Source organism: Shewanella sp. CG12_big_fil_rev_8_21_14_0_65_47_15 (assembly GCF_002783505.1).
GTDB lineage: Bacteria > Pseudomonadota > Gammaproteobacteria > Enterobacterales > Shewanellaceae > Shewanella.
Genome location: NZ_PFGL01000063.1, coordinates 29,790 through 49,646 on the forward strand (window position 1 = coordinate 29,790; position 19,857 = coordinate 49,646).

The 19,857-nt window shown below is 46.6% G+C and carries 15 protein-coding genes and 1 tRNA gene; 7 read left to right on the forward strand and 9 right to left on the reverse strand.

Features of this window, described 5'->3' with window-relative positions; translation table 11 throughout:
• Window positions 1-261 precede the first annotated feature (261 nt).
• From COW15_RS16870 to COW15_RS16880, 3 genes are read right to left on the reverse strand one after another with little or no spacing between them, the layout of a single operon-like run.
• Window positions 262-1,269 carry a LacI family DNA-binding transcriptional regulator gene (locus COW15_RS16870; protein ID WP_293633984.1) on the reverse strand — a complete coding sequence of 336 codons (1,008 nt, stop codon included), beginning with the start codon at window positions 1,267-1,269 and terminating at the stop codon, window positions 262-264.
• 58 nt (window positions 1,270-1,327) lie between these two features.
• Window positions 1,328-2,653 (reverse strand): glycoside-pentoside-hexuronide (GPH):cation symporter, encoded by a 1,326-nt coding sequence (locus COW15_RS16875; RefSeq protein WP_293633986.1) that lies wholly within the window; start codon window positions 2,651-2,653, stop codon window positions 1,328-1,330.
• A 10-nt stretch (window positions 2,654-2,663) separates the two neighbouring features.
• Window positions 2,664-4,019 carry a GH1 family beta-glucosidase gene (locus COW15_RS16880; RefSeq protein WP_293633988.1) on the reverse strand — a complete coding sequence of 452 codons (1,356 nt, stop codon included), beginning with the start codon at window positions 4,017-4,019 and terminating at the stop codon, window positions 2,664-2,666.
• 267 nt (window positions 4,020-4,286) lie between these two features.
• Here COW15_RS16880 and COW15_RS16885 point away from each other — a divergent pair, with 267 nt between their 5' ends.
• The 4 genes from COW15_RS16885 (at window position 4,287) to COW15_RS16900 (ending at window position 11,779) form a co-directional block, all read left to right on the forward strand.
• Entirely contained in the window at window positions 4,287-5,582 is a 1,296-nt protein-coding gene (locus tag COW15_RS16885; protein ID WP_293633990.1) for a sugar MFS transporter, read from the forward strand.
• A gap of 82 nt (window positions 5,583-5,664) precedes the next feature.
• Window positions 5,665-8,337, forward strand: coding sequence for an exo 1,3/1,4-beta-D-glucan glucohydrolase (locus tag COW15_RS16890; RefSeq protein ID WP_293633992.1), 2,673 nt, complete (start codon window positions 5,665-5,667; stop codon window positions 8,335-8,337).
• A gap of 193 nt (window positions 8,338-8,530) precedes the next feature.
• Window positions 8,531-9,427: a fructokinase gene (gene mak / locus COW15_RS16895; protein WP_293633994.1), complete on the forward strand. Its 897-nt coding sequence runs from the start codon at window positions 8,531-8,533 to the stop codon at window positions 9,425-9,427.
• A 231-nt stretch (window positions 9,428-9,658) separates the two neighbouring features.
• Window positions 9,659-11,779 (forward strand): methyl-accepting chemotaxis protein, encoded by a 2,121-nt coding sequence (locus tag COW15_RS16900; RefSeq protein ID WP_293633996.1) that lies wholly within the window; start codon window positions 9,659-9,661, stop codon window positions 11,777-11,779.
• 86 nt (window positions 11,780-11,865) lie between these two features.
• On the opposite strand, the gene COW15_RS16905 is transcribed toward COW15_RS16900, so the two are convergent.
• The 5 genes from COW15_RS16905 to rpsU all read right to left on the reverse strand — a co-directional run bounded on the left by COW15_RS16905 (window position 11,866) and on the right by rpsU (window position 16,757).
• Window positions 11,866-11,942 (reverse strand) — tRNA-Ile (locus COW15_RS16905).
• A gap of 360 nt (window positions 11,943-12,302) precedes the next feature.
• On the reverse strand, window positions 12,303-14,147 hold the full coding sequence (rpoD, locus tag COW15_RS16910) for an RNA polymerase sigma factor RpoD (protein ID WP_293633998.1): 1,845 nt from the start codon (window positions 14,145-14,147) through the stop codon (window positions 12,303-12,305).
• Window positions 14,148-14,283: 136 nt separating this feature from the next.
• Window positions 14,284-16,008 (reverse strand): DNA primase, encoded by a 1,725-nt coding sequence (gene dnaG, locus COW15_RS16915; protein ID WP_293634000.1) that lies wholly within the window; start codon window positions 16,006-16,008, stop codon window positions 14,284-14,286.
• An 83-nt stretch (window positions 16,009-16,091) separates the two neighbouring features.
• The gene (locus COW15_RS16920; RefSeq protein ID WP_293634002.1) at window positions 16,092-16,535 is read right to left on the reverse strand and encodes a GatB/YqeY domain-containing protein; all 444 of its coding nucleotides are present in this window, start codon (window positions 16,533-16,535) and stop codon (window positions 16,092-16,094) included.
• Between the two features lie 6 nt (window positions 16,536-16,541).
• The gene (gene rpsU / locus COW15_RS16925) at window positions 16,542-16,757 is read right to left on the reverse strand and encodes a 30S ribosomal protein S21 (RefSeq protein WP_006080725.1); all 216 of its coding nucleotides are present in this window, start codon (window positions 16,755-16,757) and stop codon (window positions 16,542-16,544) included.
• A 215-nt stretch (window positions 16,758-16,972) separates the two neighbouring features.
• Here rpsU and tsaD point away from each other — a divergent pair, with 215 nt between their 5' ends.
• On the forward strand, window positions 16,973-17,989 hold the full coding sequence (gene tsaD, locus COW15_RS16930) for a tRNA (adenosine(37)-N6)-threonylcarbamoyltransferase complex transferase subunit TsaD (RefSeq protein WP_293634246.1): 1,017 nt from the start codon (window positions 16,973-16,975) through the stop codon (window positions 17,987-17,989).
• A gap of 65 nt (window positions 17,990-18,054) precedes the next feature.
• Here tsaD and plsY read toward each other — a convergent pair whose 3' ends face one another.
• Window positions 18,055-18,666: a glycerol-3-phosphate 1-O-acyltransferase PlsY gene (plsY, locus tag COW15_RS16935; RefSeq protein WP_293634248.1), complete on the reverse strand. Its 612-nt coding sequence runs from the start codon at window positions 18,664-18,666 to the stop codon at window positions 18,055-18,057.
• Window positions 18,667-18,934: 268 nt separating this feature from the next.
• On the opposite strand from plsY, the gene folB reads away from it, so the two are divergent.
• Both folB and folK read left to right on the forward strand, forming a co-directional pair.
• Window positions 18,935-19,303, forward strand: coding sequence for a dihydroneopterin aldolase (gene folB / locus COW15_RS16940; RefSeq protein WP_293634250.1), 369 nt, complete (start codon window positions 18,935-18,937; stop codon window positions 19,301-19,303).
• 50 nt (window positions 19,304-19,353) lie between these two features.
• On the forward strand, window positions 19,354-19,857 hold the full coding sequence (gene folK, locus COW15_RS16945; protein ID WP_293634252.1) for a 2-amino-4-hydroxy-6-hydroxymethyldihydropteridine diphosphokinase: 504 nt from the start codon (window positions 19,354-19,356) through the stop codon (window positions 19,855-19,857).

The window sequence follows — 19,857 nt, forward strand, 5'->3', positions numbered from 1 at the left end:
CTAAATCTGCTTAATGACATTTGAAATAGCATTTTTACGCTAGGGTGAATGCTTAAATTCAAGGGATATCTTGTGCGAGTGAAGAATATTGAGCGAGTTTTACTTGGCTTTTGGTACCGTTTTTTAAACTGTTTTTGAACCGAACTTGTTCACTTGTGCCCGTAAAATATAGCAAGAAGGTGCAGTGCCTTACCCATGGAAACGGCTCATTAGAGCAGCTCGAATACATGATCTGGCTAGGGCAGTACTCGCCTTAATGATTTAACTATTTACGAGCTTAATTGCTGAATCTCTTACAAATAATGAGGGTGTGAAGCGGCTAATAATCTCCACATCGGTTTTATTGTATACGTGCTTTAGTACCCAGAGCGCCGCCATTTTACCCATTTCATGGATGGGGTTACTGACTGAGGTGAGCTTAGGGGAAATATACTGGGGAAACGGGATATTATCGTAGCCCATGAAGGATAAGTCTTCAGGCACCTTCACCCCTTGTTCAAGGCAGGTTGAAATCGCTCCCGATGCCATTTGATCATTGGCGCAAATCACCGCAGTAAACGGCCGTTGTAGGCTGAGTAAATGTCGCATGCCATCGCAACCGCTCGACTCTTTAAACGTCCCTTCGTAGAACAGCTCACTCTCATAGGGAATGGCCGATTCGGTGAGCGCTTTTTTATGGCCCATCAGGCGCTGCCTAGCATCTAGTTTGAATAAAGGCCCTGATATATAAGCAATATGTTTATGCCCTAACGACAACATATGCTGAGTCGCGAGGTAACCGCCAAGCTCGTTATCGAGGTAAATACAGCGTTCACGTATGGCGGCAACATAGCGGTTAATCAGTACGATTGGCGTGCTGCGCTTACAGAGATCGATAAGGTAGTCATCTGAAACCGCTTCCACATCGATAATTAATGCATCACAGCCGCGATCCAGTAAAAATTGCACCGCATCCTTTTCTAGGGATTCATTACTTTTACCCGCGGCAATAATGACGTGTTTACCCGCATCACGCAGGGCATCTTCAATTTCAGTCATCATAGGCCCATAAAACGGGCCATCCAATTGTGATACTAGGACGCCCACACTATTTGAGCAGTTGGACGCTAATGATTGGGCTATCGCATTGGGGCGATAGTCCAACTGAGTCATAGCGTCTAATACCTTTTGTTTGGTTTTTTCACTGACATTGGTGTTTTTATTCATTACCCTTGACACAGTCGCAAGTGACACGCCTGCAAGTACCGAAACGTCGTAAATAGTGGCCATATCGTCTCAAATTAGAGGGACTGAAAAGTACAATGCCTTGAAGATTAGCATATTTTTATTAGCTGGCTCTATTTAATTCCAGATGGATTTCATCCACTTTTTGGTTATTTAGCCTATAACGACGCATGATAAATGCGACCAAAATCGAGCCGATAGCGGGATAAAGGGTAAATGAAATTAAGATGCCATTGAGCGTCGTTTCACTCTGAACTACATCGGCTTGATAGCCATAACTTGCCAGTAACCACCCTGCCGCTGCACCGCCAATGGCTACCCCAAGCTTGATAAAGAAAATCACCGAGGAGTAAATCATACCTGTAATACGCACGCCGGTTTTGTATTGACCATAATCGACCGTATCCGCCATTTTAGCCCAGAGTAATGGGGTGGCCATATTAAAGGTAAAGCCCCAGACAATATAAAGAGTGAAGGCGAGAACGACTTGATCTTTAGGGACAAAAAAGTGCAGTACACACAGAGTCGCGGCTAGGAGCTGCAACACAATATAGGCTTTGACCTTACAAACGTGCTTGGCTAATGGCTCTGCGAGAATGCAGCCAAAAATATTGCCAACCATACCTAAGGTGATGAAAAGAGTGATCATATCCGGTAGGTTAAGGAAATATTTTACGTAGTAAATGGCGAGGCTAGTGCGTAACACCATGCCGGATAATAGGCAAACCGCGGCGGCGGATAACACTCGCCATTGGTCATTCTGTAATAGGTATTTAACGTCCTGTTTAAAGCTAGAATTTTGATCGACTGGTGGGTGTAAGCGCTCTTTTGTGCCCCAGAAGCAGGTTAGAAACATGGCAACACCTAAGATGCTCATGGCAAGGATCGTGAGCTGATAGCCCTTTGCTTGGTCACCTTTACCGAGAAACTCGACTAAAGGAAGGGTAAGTCCTGAGACCAGTAAACCACCGAGCATGGCGAACACAAACCGATAGGATTGCACCGAAACCCGCTCTTTGGGATCGGCCGTCAGTACGCCACCTAGGGCGCAATAGGGAATATTAATGGCGGTATATACCATCATCAATGCCGTGTAAGTCACGAAGGCATATATCATTTTCCCATTTTCAGATAAATCTGGGGTGGTAAATGCCAATACACTGATAATCCCAAAGGGCAGGGCAAACCAGAGTAAATAGGGTCTGAATTTCCCCCAACGCGTGTTTGTACGGTCTGCCAATGCCCCCATTAAAGGATCTGTGACGGCATCAATCAACCGAACGAGCAGAAACATAGTGCCGACAAAGGCGGGTGAAATGCCAAAGATGTCGGTGTAAAAAAAGGTAAGGAACAGCATAACGGTTTGAAAAACGATGTTGCTGGCGGTGTCGCCAAGCCCATAAGCTATTTTTTCTTTTATGCTAATCATGGCTTTAGCCTTATTTATTATTGTTATTCGTTAAGTGGGCCCTTGAGCGAATCAAATCGCTGTAGGCGTGACCACTGGCCTTTATCGTGCGGGTTTGGCTGGCATAATCCACATAGACTATGCCAAAGCGTTTTAAGTAGCCTTCGGCCCACTCAAAATTATCCATCAAGCTCCAGGCAAAGTAACCCTGAATGTTAACACCTTGTACTATGGCATTGTCTACAGCGGTTAAATGGTGCTGGTAATAGCTGAGTCTATCGAAGTCATCGATACGCCCATCAATACACTTATCGTCCATGGCTGCGCCATTTTCTGTGATGAAAACAGGGGGTAAATTATAGGTTTGATTTAAAGAGACCAGTAAGTCGGTAAAGGCCTGTGGATAGATCTCCCAGCCTATGTCGGTTTTGGGTACCCTTGGTAAATCAACTTGTATAAATCCGTGTGTTGTATCGGCCTGATATACGGCGCGGGTATAAAAGTTGACCCCTAAAAAATCAATGGGTTGACTGATAAGCTCAAGGTCGCCGTCGTGAATTTCCGGTCTGTCTTCTGGTGCTAATGTTGTGAGAAGCGCTGGGTAGGCCGCATCGAAAATCGGCTTGATATACCACTGATTAAAATAATCATCGGCTTGTTTTGCGGCCTGAATATCGGCGGCACTTTGGGTTAATGCGTAGCAGGGCGTGAAGTTAAGCACTATGCCATTCATGCTGTTAGGGCTGTTCCTTTGCAGCACTTGCATCGCTAAGCCGTGGGCGAGTAACAGGTGGTGAGCCGATTGGCGGCCATAGGCTTTTTTCATTAAACCGGGGGCGTGAATACCTGCCTCATAGCCTAAATATGAGCTGCAAAAGGGTTCATTTAAGGTGGCGTAGGAATACACTCGGTCGCCGAAGGCTTGGCTTATTTTGTCGGCATAGTCTTTGAAAAGGTAAGCCGTATCTCGGTTTAACCAGCCGCCTTGATCCTCAATATGTTGAGGAAGATCCCAATGGTAAAGCGTAACAAATGCTTTGATATTTCTACGTTTTAGCTCGTCTAGAATGCCAATGTAGAAATCAACACCCCGTTGATTAATGCTGCCATCTTGATTTAAGACGCGTCCCCACGCGATTGAAAAACGATAGGCATCCACCCCGAGTGATGCGATTAAGGCGATATCTTCTTTCCATAGATTCAAGTGGTTGCAGGCAACATTACCATTGGAGGCATCACGGATTTTATCTGGTGTTGCGCAGAAGGTGTCCCAAATACAGGTTTGGCGAGAGTCCACGCCACCTTCGATTTGAAATGAAGCGGTCGCAACACCAAAAGTAAACGCTTCGCTTTGGAGTCTCGAGTTCTTTGGTAAAGATATTTTCATATATTCAGTCACTTAATTGTATTTTTGAATTTATTCCTGCGATTTAAAACACAGAGTTCAAGATAAAGAGAGTAAAGATGCTTGCCGACAGTCACTAAAAATATTGACTTTGGTTATCGACATGTTAACAATGGAAGCGCTTACATCGAGGTTAGTGACTAATCATAAAAAGGTCAATATGTGATTCGGATAAATTAATCACGCCATTTTGACTAAGAAGATTAAACGTTTTTATCTAGGTAATCGGTTGGGGAGAAAAGGGCAAATATGGCTATTACAAATGAAACTAAGGTGAGTGCAGTGAGTGAGTCGACAAGGAGTGTGCACCAGAGTGGCAACTTTAGGTTCGCTTTAGTGGCCTTAACATCGTTGTTTTTCATGTGGGGATTCATTACTTGTCTTAACGATATCTTGATACCTTACTTAAAAAATATGTTTGAGCTGAATTACGCCCAAGCCATGTTGGTGCAGTTTTGTTTTTTTGGGGCTTACTTCATTGTCTCCATCCCCGCTGGTGCACTCGTGGGTAAAATTGGTTATCAAAAAGGCATAGTCACAGGGCTTGGTATTGCGTGTTTAGGCTGCTTATTGTTTTATCCTTCGGCGAGTTTTGCCTCCTATTGGATGTTCCTAGGCGCTTTTTTTGTTTTAGCCTCCGGCATTACGATTCTACAAGTGGCGGCTAATCCCTACGTCAGCGTGCTGGGACCGGCGAAAACCGCCTCATCGAGACTCACGTTGACCCAAGCGTTTAATTCCTTTGGCACCACAGTCGCCCCGTTTTTCGGCAGTTGGTTGATTTTATCGACCTCACATCAAATGACGGGAGAGGGTGCATCTGACCTTATGGTCAGTGCTGCGGCCCAAGCGAGCACAGTCCAAGTTCCCTATTTGATTTTAGCGGCCAGTTTATGTGTGTTGGCGGTCATTTTTATGCTGTTAAAGCTGCCTTTTTTAGGCCAAAAACTGCCGGCGAGCAGTGCTAAAGTGCTGGGCAGTGCATGGCAATTTCCACATCTTGTTCTCGGTAGCGTGGGGATTTTTGTGTATGTGGGGGCCGAAGTCGCCATTGGTAGTTTTCTGATTAGTTTTTTAGTTCAGCCCGATATTGGTGGTTATACCCATGCCGAAGCCGCGCATTACATTGCCTACTATTTTGGTGGCGCTATGGTTGGGCGTTTTATTGGTGCGGCCGTGATGCAAAAAATCAAGGCCGGCAAAGTGTTAGCCTTTAATGCGATTTGTGCTTGCCTGCTGGTGGCCTTAGCCATGTTCAGTACGGGGGCGATGGCGATGTGGGCCTTACTGCTAGTCGGGTTATGTAACTCTATTATGTTCCCGACGATTTTCAGCCTAGCATTGCAGGATCTTGAGCAACATACCAGCCAAGGTTCTGGCATTTTATGTTTGGCGATTGTGGGCGGTGCGATTGTGCCCTTATTCCAAGGTATGTTAGCCGATCATTTTGGTATTCAATTGGCCTTTATTTTACCGCTGCTTTGTTATGGCTTTATCGCCTATTACGGCGCCAAGGGCTGTGATGCCCCAAGACCAAGATTTTAAATCAATTAAAACACGACGATTAAACACATGGATGCGCACACGGCGTGTGTATTAAGACATTTTATTTTTAAGGGCGAGAATTATGAGCGTTATCGCATTGAGACCCAAAACCTTTAGCTTGAGTTTATTGGCTGTGCTGACCTGCGCTTGCTTAAGTGGATGCAGTAAAACAGAGCAGGTGAAGGAAGTTGTGCCTAGTCAATCCGTTAATCCCAATGATATGGTCACATCTAGCTCGCCCAATAGCCCCAATAGCCCCAATGGCTACAGTATCGATGGCAAGCCTACCGATATTAATATTTGGCCACAGTTAACTATACCTCATAAAAATCAGCCAGATGTTGAAAAGCGAGTCGCGGACTTATTAGCAAAAATGACGCTAGAGCAGAAAGTCGCGCAGATGATCCAACCTGAGATCCGCGATATCACGGTCGAAGATATGCGCAAATACGGCTTTGGCTCCTATTTAAATGGTGGCGGCTCTTACCCAAATCAAGATAAACATGCGACGCCAGCAGATTGGATTGCCTTAGCCGACGCTATGTTTCAAGCCTCTATGGATGACTCGCTCGATGGCATCAGTATTCCAACTATGTGGGGCACGGATGCGGTTCATGGTCACAACAATGTGATTGGTGCAACGCTGTTCCCACATAATATAGGGTTAGGTGCGGCCCAGCATCCTGAGCTTATCCAGCAAATAGCCGCGATCACCGCCAAAGAAGTGATGGTGACGGGGATCGATTGGGTATTTGCACCGACTGTTGCCGTGGTGCGTGATGACCGCTGGGGACGAACCTACGAGGGCTATTCTGAAGATCCTGCCATCGTTAAATCCTATTCCCACGCGATTGTTGAGGGATTACAAGGTGGCAATGATAAAGACTTCTTATCGGATCAGCATGTTATCGCGACTGTAAAACATTTCTTAGGGGATGGCGGCACCGAAGGGGGAGATGATCAGGGCGATAATCTCGTATCCGAACAAGCCTTGTTTGATATTCACGCCCAAGGTTATATCGGCGGGTTAACCGCGGGCGCGCAAACGGTGATGGCCTCATTTAATAGTTGGCACGGTGCTAAAAATCACGGTAACCCTTATTTATTAACCGATGTACTTAAGACGCGCATGGGCTTTGATGGCTTGGTTGTCGGCGACTGGAATGGCCATGGACAGGTCGAAGGTTGCAGCAATGAATCTTGTCCTCAGGCTGTTAATGCGGGCTTAGACGTATTTATGGTGCCAACGGCGGCATGGAAACCCTTATATGAAAACACTATCGCGCAAGTGAAGTCGGGTTTGATAGGTCAAGCGCGGATTGACGATGCCGTGAGCCGTATCCTGCGCGTAAAAATCCGAGCGGGATTATTTGACAAGCCAAGTCCTGCTAAGCGTCCTTTATCGGGTAAAACCGAGTTAATTGGCCAAGCGAGCCACAGGGACGTTGCGCGCCAAGCAGTACGCGAGTCGCTAGTATTATTGAAGAACAATCAACACTTATTGCCTTTATCCTCCAAAGCTAAAGTGCTCGTCGCGGGCGATGCCGCCGATAATATTGGCAAGCAATCGGGTGGTTGGTCTATTACTTGGCAGGGTACAGATAATCAAAATGCTGATTTCCCAGGAGCAACATCGATTTATGCCGGCATAGCAAAGGTGGTTACTGCCAGCGGTGGTAGCGCAGTGCTGAGTGTCGATGGTCAATTTGAAGCTGCGAATAAACCCGATGTGGCGATTGTGGTATTTGGTGAGGAGCCCTATGCCGAAGGCAATGGTGATATCGATAATCTTGAATATCAAAGGGGTAATAAGCGTGACTTAGCACTATTGCAAAAGCTCAAAGCCGCTGGGGTTCCTGTGGTCTCTGTGTTTATCAGCGGCCGACCTTTATGGGTCAATCCTGAGTTAAATGCCTCTGACGCCTTTGTCGCCGCTTGGTTGCCTGGCACCGAAGGTGCAGGGATTGCCGAAGTGTTATTCACTCAGGCCAATGGCGATGTTCAGTATGACTTTACTGGTAAATTGTCTTTCTCATGGCCGTCGACACCGCAGCAAACTCGCGTGAATGTTCACGACAGTGATTATTCGCCACTATTACCCTATGGTTATGGCTTGAGTTATGCGGATAAGGCTGATACTACTGCGCCTGCGGTATTATCGAATCGTTTGTCCGAAGATAACTTCGGTGAACAAGTGCCACTTAGCCAGAAGCCGTTATTCGAGCGTGCCGTTAAGGCGCCTTGGAAAATGCTAATTGGCAGTGTTGAAGGTGACAAGGTTTCGATGGAACCTATCGCCAGCAGCGTGCAGGCAAATGATGTTGTTACGATTAAAACCTTTGATAAACAAGTGCAAGAAGATGCCCGTCACATTAGTTTCAACGGTAAAGCGCTTGGTTTTGTGAGCTTGCAGGGGAACTTCCCGGAAGACTTGCGGGCTTATCTGGCGAGTAAGTCAGTGCTCAGCATGCAAGTCAAAGTGGGTTCACCGATTACGGCGCCAGTGAATGTCGGCATGATCTGCGAAGGCGATTGTCGAGCCAATGTGGATATTAGCACTCAGCTAAGCGCATTAAGCCTTGATACTTGGAGTGAACTAAACATAGATCTCACTTGCTATCAGGGGCAGGGGATCGATTTTGGTAAAATTATCTCGCCTTTCACCTTATCTTCATCGGACGCCGTGGATATCAGTTTTAGCGATATTATCTTAAAGCCAAAGACGGCGAATATGGTGTCGGTCGAGTGCCCGTAATGTAACACCTCAAGGCGCAGAGAGTCGTTTAAATGACAACTTCGCCTTAATTTAGACAGTCATGAATTGCCATGACTTTGGCTGAGGCTAATGTTGTTTTTGACTTGAGTCAGTTTTCAATGACAGCGTATGGCAGTAGAGATGATCTTCACCGAGCCATTTTGGGTTAAATATATTGAGATGGAGTAAGTTGATGTTACGAATTGGTATCGATCTTGGCGGCACAAAAATCGAGTTAGTCGCATTAGATGACGCTGGTAAAGAAGTGTTTCGTAAACGTATCCCAACACCGAGAGAATATGTTGCAACAGTCGATGCGTTAGTCGCACTCGTGACAGAAGTCGAAGAGAGCCTGCAACAAACCGCCACGATAGGCATTGGTATTCCTGGGGTGATTTCCCCTTTTACTGGCCTAGTTAAAAATGCTAATTCAACGTGGATCAATGGCCATCCCCTCGATGTGGATCTGGGGGCTCGATTAAACCGTAAGGTGAGGATCGCCAACGATGCGAACTGTTTTGCCGTCTCTGAAGCGGTCGATGGCGCCGCTGCCGGCAAGTCACTGGTCTTTGGTGCCATTATTGGCACTGGCTGCGGCGCTGGTATCGCCATCAAAGGCCAAGTGCATGATGGTGGCAATGGCATCGGCGGTGAGTGGGGTCATAATCCTTTGCCTTGGATGAAAGCTGATGAATTTAATACCACGAGGTGTTTTTGTGGTAACAGGGACTGCATCGAGACGTTTATCTCTGGGACGGGCTTTGTACGCGATTTTCGCGCCGCAGGTGGTATCGCTGACAGCGGTATTGAAATTGCCCAAATGATGCAAGCGGGCGATCCGCTGGCGACTCAAGCATTTGACCGCTTTATTGACCGTTTAGCTCGTTCATTGGCCCATGTGATCAATATGATGGATCCTGATGTTATCGTCCTTGGTGGCGGAGTTTCTAACATCGATGCTATCTACACAGAATTGCCCAAGGTTTTACCTTTATATGTGGTTGGCCGTGAGTGCCACACTCCAGTTGTTAAAAACTGTTATGGCGCTTCATCGGGGGTGCGTGGTGCCGCTTGGTTGTGGGGACGTTAACTCTAGACTCAATCTGAAATAGTGTTTGATATTTAAGGCCAAATTCATTTATTTGAATTTGGTTTTTTTTTGATTTTGTCATGCAAAAGTTTTACATTTCATTAGCAAATCTTTATCTTAAGTGCTGGTAATTCTTATGCTAAGTGCTATTTTTAGTACTGGTAGAAAATATAAAAAAATGAATTAGATCAAAATAATTACGCTATTGTCGTTCTCTTGGGAGTTGACTAGATGAAGCATTTGTCCATCAGTACTAAGTTGTTGTGGATCACTTCCGCCTTGTTCCTATCGATAGTCGCAATTTTATCCATTAGCCTCTGGTGGACACTATCGGATCAAAATGCTCAGTTATCCGAGCAAGTGCAGAATAGCTTACAAAACGAAACCCGCGATAAGCTCGAAGCTCGTGCCGGTGAGTATGGCGAAATGGTCGCCGGATTTATTAATGAAGCTTACCGGATCCCCTTTTCTTTCGCTGGCATGCTTGAAAGTACCGCAGAAGAATTGCCCTTAAAGCGTGATCGTTTAGAGCTTGCCGTGGCAGCAGTGCTCAAGAAGAATGCGCAAATTTCTTCCATGTACGCCCAATTTGAATCTAATGGTTACGATGGCCTCGATAGCGAGTTCCTGAATGTTCAGGTGAGTCATAGTGTGGCTTCGTCGGGAGCCCTAGAGGTCTATTACACTCGCAATGATGATGGCACGGTTGAACATCAACAAGTTGATGATTCGGCAGAAAAGTACCTCACCAGCCTGAATGAGTTTGGGATCAGAGATGCCGAATGGTATTTGTGTGCTAAAGAGACTCTCAAACCCTGTCTGATGGAACCTTATTTATATGAAATTACCCCTGGTAACACCGCTCTAATGACCTCGTTGACAGTACCCGTACTTAAGCATAAGCAATTTATTGGTGTAGTGGGGGTGGATGTCAATTTGCCGGTATTTCAGTCCCTGATTGATACACTGTCAAAGAGTCTCTATGACGGCCAAGCCAAAGTGACCCTCTTGAGTACCCGAGGTCTAGTGGTTGCGGCAAGTCATTACAGCAAAAAAGCTCGGCCCTTATCCGAGTCGGTCGATCCCCAATTGGCATCGCAAATCATCTCGTTACACAAGAATGGTAAGTACATGATGAATGACGATGAAATTATCGTCGCTTACCCGATCAAAATTCCCCTAGCCAATGCCGAGTGGTCATTAGCTATCCAAGTTCCTAAGGCGCAGGCCTATAAAAGTTCGATCGCACTCCACGATAAAATGGATGAAATGGCGACCTCTTTAGGCAGCCTATTATTGATAGTGGGCTTAGTGGTGTCTGTGCTTGCTGTGGTGACTATTAGCCTCGTTATCCGCAGTATCATCTCGCCACTCAAGATGATCCAGGGGCGTGTTGAGCATTTAGCCAGTGCAGAAGGCGATCTCACTCAATCGATAGAAGTAGATGCACATGCGGAATTGATTGCCCTTGGAAAAGGATTTAATTCCTTCATCTATAAGTTAAAGAATTTAATTGCTGAGTTAAAAACCTTAGCCAGTCGTACCCAAGAGGAAAGCCAATCCTCGGCAAAAATTGCCCAACTTACCCGTGACAGTGTTCATCGGCAGTATGGCGAAATTGAAAGTGTGGTCACAGCCGTAAATCAAATGAGCGCGACGGCTCTCGAAGTGGCTAAAGCCTCGGAACAAACGGCCTCAGAGACAGAGGCCATGTCCCGGAATATACGCCACAGTGAAGAAAGCCTAACCAAAGCGATGGATTTTGTGGCAACTATGTCTCAGGAATCGATGCAGGCAAAAGTTGCCGTCAGTAAGGTGGCTGAAAGTAGCACAAATATCAGTCGTATCCTTGAGGTGATTAGCTCCATTGCTGCGCAAACTAACTTGCTGGCCCTAAACGCAGCCATTGAAGCGGCGAGGGCGGGAGAGCAGGGACGTGGTTTTGCAGTCGTCGCCGATGAGGTGAGGGCGCTTGCCTCTAAAACCCAAAGCTCAACCGATGATATCAGCGTACTGATCGATGCGTTGCAAAAAGAGGTGCACAGTGCTTCCGGGATTATTGATAAAGGTGCCGAGCGCGCACAAATGGCGGTTTCGCAAACCGAACAAGCGCTCACATCCCTTAACTCTATGGTCAGTCAGATAGAAGAGATCTCGGCCCAAGTGACCCATATTGCCGCCGCCGCAGAGGAGCAAAGTGCAGTCACTGAAGAGGTAAACCGCAATATTACCGGCATTTCCGATTCGGCATCAGAACTCGCAAGGCTTGCGGGTGAGGCGCAGCAAAGCAGTGTGGTACTCGCCGAGCTTGTTAAACAACAACATGAGCAGCTAGGTAAGCTAAAAACTTAGCACAAAGTTGTTTGTGTAGAACACATTGATATGGATTTAGATACAAAAAAGCCCATTGAATCAATGGGCTTTTTCGTTGAATTGGGTGGTGGCCCCTCACGGACTTGAACCGTGGACCTAACGATTATGAGTCGTGTGCTCTAACCAACTGAGCTAAGGGGCCGACTAAAGGTAATCGTCATTACCTAAAGCGGGAGGAAGTATACTAAGCTTGTTTGCGCTTGTCACCCGTGTTTTGGTTTGAAATTCACGCAACTGATTCAATTGGTTATCTGTTAAGCAATTGACTTGCCGCCAAGGGGGAAATTACAGGTTAAACATCTTATTTTAAGATTTAATCCTTTCTGCATTAAGGTATTTCTTCTTCATTTTTACGGCTAAAACTACGGTAAACTTTCCCTTTATAGGCTAAATCATCCATTCAAATGGTTAACGTTGCTGCCAGATTGCTAGGGTATTTGAAGATATTGAGATAATAAAAAGCCCCGCACTGTGGCGAGGCTTGATTGAGTGTCGAATTAGACTATTCGTCTAAGAACGACTTTAAGATTTCAGAGCGTGAAGGGTGGCGCAGCTTACGCAAGGCCTTGGCTTCAATTTGACGAATACGTTCACGGGTCACGTCAAACTGTTTGCCCACCTCTTCCAGCGTGTGGTCGGTATTCATATCGATACCGAAACGCATACGCAGCACTTTGGCTTCGCGAGCCGTTAGCCCCGCTAATACCTCATGGGTAGCACTCTTTAAGCTTTCGCTGGTAGCGCTGTCCAGTGGCAATTCGAGGGTAGTATCCTCGATAAAATCACCTAAATGCGAATCTTCATCGTCACCGATTGGGGTTTCCATGGAGATGGGTTCTTTAGCGATTTTCAGTACCTTACGGATCTTGTCTTCCGGCATCATCATACGCTCAGCCAGTTCTTCAGGGGAGGGCTCGCGGCCCATTTCCTGCAGCATCTGACGAGAAATACGGTTTAGCTTGTTGATCGTTTCGATCATATGCACCGGAATACGGATGGTGCGCGCTTGGTCGGCGATAGAGCGAGTAATTGCCTGACGGATCCACCAAGTGGCATAGGTCGAGAACTTGTAACCACGGCGGTATTCAAACTTATCCACCGCTTTCATCAGGCCTATGTTGCCTTCTTGGATCAAGTCCAAGAATTGCAGACCACGGTTGGTGTATTTCTTCGCGATAGAAATAACCAGACGTAAGTTAGCCTCAACCATTTCTTTCTTCGCACGGCGGGCTTTAGCCTCACCGATGGACATACGACGGTTGATGTCTTTGATTGCCGCAATGGCTAAGCCGGTTTCTTCTTCAACGGCGGCCAGTTTGCTACGGCAGCGCAGCACATCGTCCTCAACCATTCTTAGGCCTTCGGCGTAAGGCTTATTTGAGGCTTTTTCGGCATGGAACCAATCTAGATTGGTTTCGTTACCAGTGAAGAATTTAACAAAGTTTTTCTTCGGCATTTTGGCTTGCTCAACGCAAAGCTTCATTACCAAACGCTCTTGCACGCGCACGCGGTCCATCATAGAACGCATGCTTTTCACTAAACGGTCAAACTGTTTAGGGACTAGGCGGAATTCTTTGAAAATTTCGCCGATTTCGAATAGCGCTTTGACCGACTCAGGATGCTCACGACCTTTAGCTTCAATGATTTTGAGCGCATTTTCATAGGCGGTTCTTAATTGGCTAAAGCGTTCACGGGCTTCTTCAGGATCGGGGCCTTTATTACCGTCATCATCTTCATCGCCGCCTTCTTCATCGTCCTCATCTTCGTCGTCTTCATCGTCAAGATCTTCATCCGACAGTTCTGAGCCGATATGTGTGGCAGTAGGCGCGACATCTTCTTCGTCCGGGTTGACAAATCCAGAGATAATATCAGACAGACGCAGTTCATCGGCCTCAAATTGGTCGAATTGTTCAAGGATCATGGCGATCGCTTGTGGGTATTCGGCGACAGAGCTTTGAACTGTGTTGATGCCTTCTTCGATGCGTTTGGCGATAACAATTTCGCCTTCACGGGTCAACAGTTCAACGGTTCCCATTTCACGCATATACATGCGCACGGGATCGGTAGTGCGACCAAGCTCACTCTCTACTGTGGCTAGGGCCGCCGCAGCTTCTTCTGCTGCATCTTCGTCTGTGTTGTCTTCCGACATCATCATGTCATCGGCATCGGGGGCTTCTTCGAACACCCGAATACCCATGTCATTTATCATCTGGATAATATCTTCGATCTGGTCAGAATCGACCATGTCTGCAGGTAAGTGATCGTTCACTTCTGCATAGGTTAAGTAACCTTGCTCTTTACCTTTGGCAAGCAACAGCTTGAGTTGCGACTGCGGAGTATGATCCATAGATATCATCCAAGTTGGGAAACTGTTACAACGACGGACAATTAGCTTTAAGCTAAGTGCCGCGCAAATCGTCAATTATAGCCGTGTGCACATGTCTGTGCTAGTCACTGGGATAGTGAATGAGGACATTTTTGCCTCAGTTCAATCCTTTCATGACTGAGATCAGCTTCTGTAGCTGTATCTTCTCTTCTTTAGTATGAGTCTGTTTTAGACTCAATTCCTGGTATCGCTGCTCAATATATTGATTGTTCAACCAAACTAGGGTCTGTTTAAACTTTTCAGCTAAGTTTTCATCCGCCACTTGATGGTCCCATTGGGCCAATTTATGGAGAGTGCCGCTGTGTGGGCTATCTCTGAATTGTTCAAGTAGTTGTGCGCTGTTTAACCTATGCTCTCGAGTTAAATTGAGCAGCAGTGGCAGCAAATCTATGCCTGGCATCTGCAGGTGATTAAGTGCGGGTTGTGGGGGTAAACCCATTCCCAGCTGAGGATGCTGTACTAACAGTGCGATGGCGAGTCGCAAAGGGGTACCGCGTCCTTTGAGTCCTGCTGAAGCGGTAGGCTTAGTTTGTTTGACACTAAATCCTAGCTTTTTCTTCATATCCTCTGAACTATTCATTCCGAGCTTGTGAGCTAAGTTCTCAAGCAGCAAATTTTGTAGCACAGTATCTTGAATTTTTTCAATTAGGATAAAGGCTTGCTTGGCTAAGTTACCTTTATCCGTACCGTATTTTGTTGCTAGGGTATCGAAGATAAACTCGGGGAGCGATATGGCGCTATTCATCAGAGTTTCGAAGGCTTCTTTACCTATTTTTCGCACCATTGAATCCGGATCTTCCGCCTGGGGCAGAAACATAAATCGCACTTGATCGCCGGGCTTTAAGAGTGGTAATGCCGTTTCTAAGGCTCGCCACGCCGCTTCTGTACCAGCACGGTCACCGTCGTAACAACATACCACTTCCTTGGCACTACGAAGCAATAACTGAAACTGTTCCGCCGTAGTGGATGTTCCTAAGGAGGCCACTGCATAGTCGACACCGTATTGGGCAAGGGCTACTACGTCCATATAGCCTTCGACGATCAGCACCTTGTCAGGATCGCGATGGCGTTGCTTTAGTTCATATAGACCATAAAGCTCATTGCCCTTATGAAATATGGGCGTTTCCGGTGAATTCAAGTACTTGGGTGTGCCATCACCTAAAACTCGGCCACCAAAGCCAATCACCCGTCCACGGCGGTCGCGGATGGGGAACATGAGTCGGTCACGAAATCTATCATATCTCTTACCGCTGTCATTGCTGATTAGCATGCCGGCGGTCAGCAGTTTGTCCTGTGCATCTTGATTTTGACGATAGCGACCTAATAGGCCGTCCCAGCCGTCGGGTGCAAACCCAATACCAAAATGTTCCACTATGTCATCGGATAAGCCGCGATAGACGAGGTAGTCGATAACTTTTTGTTTATCTTGGTGTTGTCTAAGTTGGGTTTGAAAATAGCGGCTTGCTTCTTCCATTAATTGGTATAAGTCGCGACTTAAGCCATCATCATGGCGTTTGCCAGTACCTTGCTCTCTGGGAACCTCTAACCCAAGTTGTCCTGCCAGATCTTCTATGGCATCGACAAAGTCGAGTCTGTCATATTCCATCACAAAATCGATGGCATTGCCGTGGGCACCGCAGCCAAAGCAATGATAGAACTGTTTATCCCGGCTAACGGTGAAAGAAGGTGATTTTTCACTATGAAAAGGGCAACAGGCCGAGTAGTTCTTACCCGCCTTTTTCAAGGGCACCTTACGATCGATTAGCTCGACTATGTCGGTGCGAGCGATTAGCTCATTGATAAAATCACGAGGTATTGCCATTGAATGCTTAAAATCTCGCCTAAAGCGAATTTAAACAAACAAGCCGCGCATAGGCACGGCTTGTTCATACATTGAAACGCTAATTATTGCAATTTTGCGCGGATCATAGCGCCGATAGCGCCCATGTCTGCACGTCCTTGAACTTTAGGTTTTAATGCTCCCATTACTTTGCCCATATCCGCCATGGAGGATGCACCTATTTCAACAATAGCTGCATCGATGAAGGCTGCGATTTCCGCCTCAGAGAGGGGAGTCGGCAGGAAAGCTTCAATGACTTGAATCTCTGCTGCTTCCGCTTCGGCCAACTCGTTACGACCCGCTGCTTCAAATTGAGCAATCGAATCGCGACGTTGTTTCACCATTTTGGTTAAGACAGCTATAACCTGCTCATCAGTCAGAGTTTCGCGGGTATCCACTTCAATCTGTTTAATGGCGGCTAATGCCATACGAATAGTGCCCAATCTCGCCTTCTCTTTGGCGATCATGGCCTGTTTCATATGGTCTTTTAGCTGATCAATTAGGCTCATAAGAGATTAGTATAAACGTACGCGACGTGCGTTTTCGCGAGAAAGCTTTTTAGCTAAACGTTTAACTGCAGCTGCTTTTGCGCGCTTACGTGCAGTAGTTGGCTTCTCGTAGAATTCACGAGCACGCACGTCGGCTAAAATACCAGCTTTTTCACAAGAGCGCTTGAAACGACGCAGAGCTACGTCGAATGGTTCGTTTTCACGTACTTTAATAATTGGCATACGCCATCACCCCTTAGGTGTAGGTTGTGTGGTTCAATTGCTCGAACCAAGTCTATTTAAAATGGTGCGGAATTTTATACCGAGACAACTAGGCTTGTAAAGCCCTAATACTGCACTGTGTTTGCTGGCGGGGAGAATATAGGTCTGTCTAACTGGAGTAATTGCCTGCATGCAGGTAGAATTGACGCCCTTTTATTATTTTCTGATGAGGCACCATGCGGGTTTTAGGTATTGAGACATCCTGTGACGAGACAGGCATTGCCGTCTACGACGATAAGCAAGGATTGTTATCCCATGCTTTATATAGTCAAGTGAAATTGCATGCCGATTACGGTGGTGTGGTGCCTGAATTAGCTTCTCGGGATCATGTGCGTAAGATAGTGCCGCTTATTCGTCAGGCACTGAAAGATGCCAATACCGAGATTGCCGATCTCGATGGGATTGCTTATACCAAGGGCCCTGGCTTGATTGGTGCCTTATTAGTGGGCGCCTGTGTTGGACGCTCACTGGCTTTTGCTTGGGACAAGCCTGCGATTGGGGTGCACCATATGGAAGGGCACTTATTGGCCCCTATGCTTGAGGAGGATGCGCCTGAGTTTCCATTTGTGGCCCTATTGGTTTCCGGTGGGCATTCGATGTTAGTCAAAGTCGATGGCATAGGTCTCTATGAAGTGCTCGGCGAATCGGTTGACGATGCTGCGGGTGAAGCCTTTGATAAAACAGCCAAATTAATGGGTTTGGATTATCCTGGTGGCCCACGTTTGGCGAAGCTTGCCGCAAAAGGTGTGCCTGCGGGTTATCAGTTTCCGCGCCCAATGACCGATAGACCTGGGCTAGATTTTAGTTTCTCAGGGTTAAAGACCTTTACCGCCAATACCATTGCCGCAGAGCCCAGTGATGAACAGACTCGTGCTAATATTGCCCGTGCCTTTGAAGAGGCCGTGGTTGATACTTTGGCCATAAAATGCCGCCGTGCGCTAAAGCAAACGGGTTATAACCGCCTAGTGATCGCTGGTGGTGTCAGTGCCAATACGCGTTTACGGGAAACTTTAGCCGAGATGATGGCGTCAATCGGTGGCCGAGTTTACTATCCCCGTGGCGAGTTTTGTACCGATAATGGCGCTATGATTGCCTTTGCGGGATTGCAGCGTTTAAAGGCGGGACAACACGAAGATTTAGCGGTAAAGGGCCAGCCACGTTGGCCACTCGATACCTTACCGCCAGTGGCATAATGGCTGCCTATTAATGTAAAAAACTGCGCTAAGGCGCAGTTTTTTATGGGGGACACAATCTAAGCTTAAGGGGTTTTAGGACGCTTTTTACGTGAGACTTTCGATTCTTCACCCTTGAGAAGCCGCTGAATGTTTTCCTTATGACGTATGATGATCAGCGTCGATAACATGGCCACGGGGATGGTAAATCGATCGTCAAGCCACCAAGTATAAAGTGGGGCGAGTAGGGCGGTAATAATCGCAGCAAGGGAAGAGTAGCGGCTAATGAGCAGTAACACGACCCAAGAAGCCATAAGGCAAATCGCTAAATCATCACCAATGGGAGCCATGGCACCGAAAGCGGTTGCCACCCCTTTGCCACCTTTAAAGCCAAAGAAAATGGGATAGATATGCCCAAGACAAGCCGCGATGGCAATAAGCCCAAGGGAAATGGCATCGATCCCCATTAAATAGGCGAGATAAGTTGGTAATGCGCCTTTGAGCATATCAAAAAATAGCACCATGGCCGCCGAGCTGGCGCCACCGATCCGCAGCACATTTGTAGCTCCCGGATTACCAGAGCCTTGGGATCTTGGATCCGGCAGGCCTCTCATCCTACATACCAGCACAGCACTTGAGACAGAGCCTGCCAAATAGGCGCTCACAATCATCAAAAGTGTCAGTGTTAATGGACTCACATTGGTTTCCTTACGCGTCTTAAGGTATTATCGCGCCACCATTTAACAAGTCTGTTTGGCTTGTGTATTCGGTCATAGGTTAATGCGATAACGCTACTATTAAAACAGAGATAATTTCTGAACGAACAAATCCTTTTCGGGCCATATCCTACTTTGGATTAGCGCGAGTAGAAAGTAAATTAGTCGTCTGTTGGAACATGGCGGATTATACAGACTCTATCGTGTTTAGCTTATCAGACCTCATAGTAATGAGTAAGTTGGAGACTGTATGGATAAGGTACTTATACGGCAATTACGTGTTGATACTGTGATAGGTGTCTATGACTGGGAAAAGAAAATCCAGCAGAGCCTATTTCTAGACTTAGATATGGCTTGGGACAATAAGCCGGCGGCAATGGGCGATGATTATCAATTTGCACTTTGCTATGAAACGGTTTCTAAACGGATCACCCAATTGATTACCGAGCAACCCATTGAACTTATTGAAACAGTTGCTGAACGTGTTGCCGAATGCTTGCTGGGTGAGTTTAACGTCGCTTGGGTTAAGGTGGTTGTAATGAAGCCAGGGGCTGTTGCTACTGCTGCCTCGGTAGGCGTTGAAATTGAGCGCTCACAACCCACATCCGTCGAGAGTTAAGATAATAGTGGTGAGTTATCGTCGTTTTTAAAGACATTTCGGACATCTGCATGGCACTTATTTATATTAGTTTAGGCAGTAATATTGAACCCAGTCGCTATTTACAGGCGGGATTGCGGTCATTAAGGGAATGCTTTGGTCCACTTAAACTTTCTTCTATGTATGAAAGTGAGGCAGTGGGATTTAGCGGGACAAATTTTTTAAATATGGTGGCGAGTGTCGAAACTGATTTGAATATTGCCGAGATAGTTGCGCAGTTTAAGCAAATCGAGCAGAATCACGGCCGGCTTGTTGGCGCAAAGAAATTTAGCCCAAGGACATTGGATTTAGACCTACTGCTTTTTGATGATCTTGTGTGCCAAACCCCAGTGGTGTTGCCCAGAGCCGAAATAGTCAATAACGCTTTTGTGTTGTGGCCTTTAGCTGAACTTGCTCCGGAATTGATCCATCCAGTGCTCCATAAGAGCTATGCAACACTCTGGGATGAGTATGATAAAGATTCACAGCGGCTTTGGCCTGTGACGTTTGAGTGGCCTGTAGGGCTGACGTTTTAA

What these genes read in the sequence shown, in the direction of transcription:
- COW15_RS16920 (WP_293634002.1), bottom strand. Translation starts at nt 16,535, where the DNA reads ATGAGCCTAATTGATCAGCTAAAAGACCATATGAAACAGGCCATGATC.
- dnaG (WP_293634000.1), bottom strand. Translation starts at nt 16,008, where the DNA reads ATGGCAATACCTCGTGATTTTATCAATGAGCTAATCGCTCGCACCGAC.
- tsaD (WP_293634246.1), top strand. Translation starts at nt 16,973, where the DNA reads ATGCGGGTTTTAGGTATTGAGACATCCTGTGACGAGACAGGCATTGCC.
- COW15_RS16875 (WP_293633986.1), bottom strand. Translation starts at nt 2,653, where the DNA reads ATGATTAGCATAAAAGAAAAAATAGCTTATGGGCTTGGCGACACCGCC.
- mak (WP_293633994.1), top strand. Translation starts at nt 8,531, where the DNA reads ATGTTACGAATTGGTATCGATCTTGGCGGCACAAAAATCGAGTTAGTC.
- COW15_RS16890 (WP_293633992.1), top strand. Translation starts at nt 5,665, where the DNA reads ATGAGCGTTATCGCATTGAGACCCAAAACCTTTAGCTTGAGTTTATTG.
- COW15_RS16900 (WP_293633996.1), top strand. Translation starts at nt 9,659, where the DNA reads ATGAAGCATTTGTCCATCAGTACTAAGTTGTTGTGGATCACTTCCGCC.
- COW15_RS16885 (WP_293633990.1), top strand. Translation starts at nt 4,287, where the DNA reads ATGGCTATTACAAATGAAACTAAGGTGAGTGCAGTGAGTGAGTCGACA.
- folB (WP_293634250.1), top strand. Translation starts at nt 18,935, where the DNA reads ATGGATAAGGTACTTATACGGCAATTACGTGTTGATACTGTGATAGGT.
- rpoD (WP_293633998.1), bottom strand. Translation starts at nt 14,147, where the DNA reads ATGGATCATACTCCGCAGTCGCAACTCAAGCTGTTGCTTGCCAAAGGT.
- rpsU (WP_006080725.1), bottom strand. Translation starts at nt 16,757, where the DNA reads ATGCCAATTATTAAAGTACGTGAAAACGAACCATTCGACGTAGCTCTG.
- folK (WP_293634252.1), top strand. Translation starts at nt 19,354, where the DNA reads ATGGCACTTATTTATATTAGTTTAGGCAGTAATATTGAACCCAGTCGC.
- COW15_RS16880 (WP_293633988.1), bottom strand. Translation starts at nt 4,019, where the DNA reads ATGAAAATATCTTTACCAAAGAACTCGAGACTCCAAAGCGAAGCGTTT.
- COW15_RS16870 (WP_293633984.1), bottom strand. Translation starts at nt 1,269, where the DNA reads ATGGCCACTATTTACGACGTTTCGGTACTTGCAGGCGTGTCACTTGCG.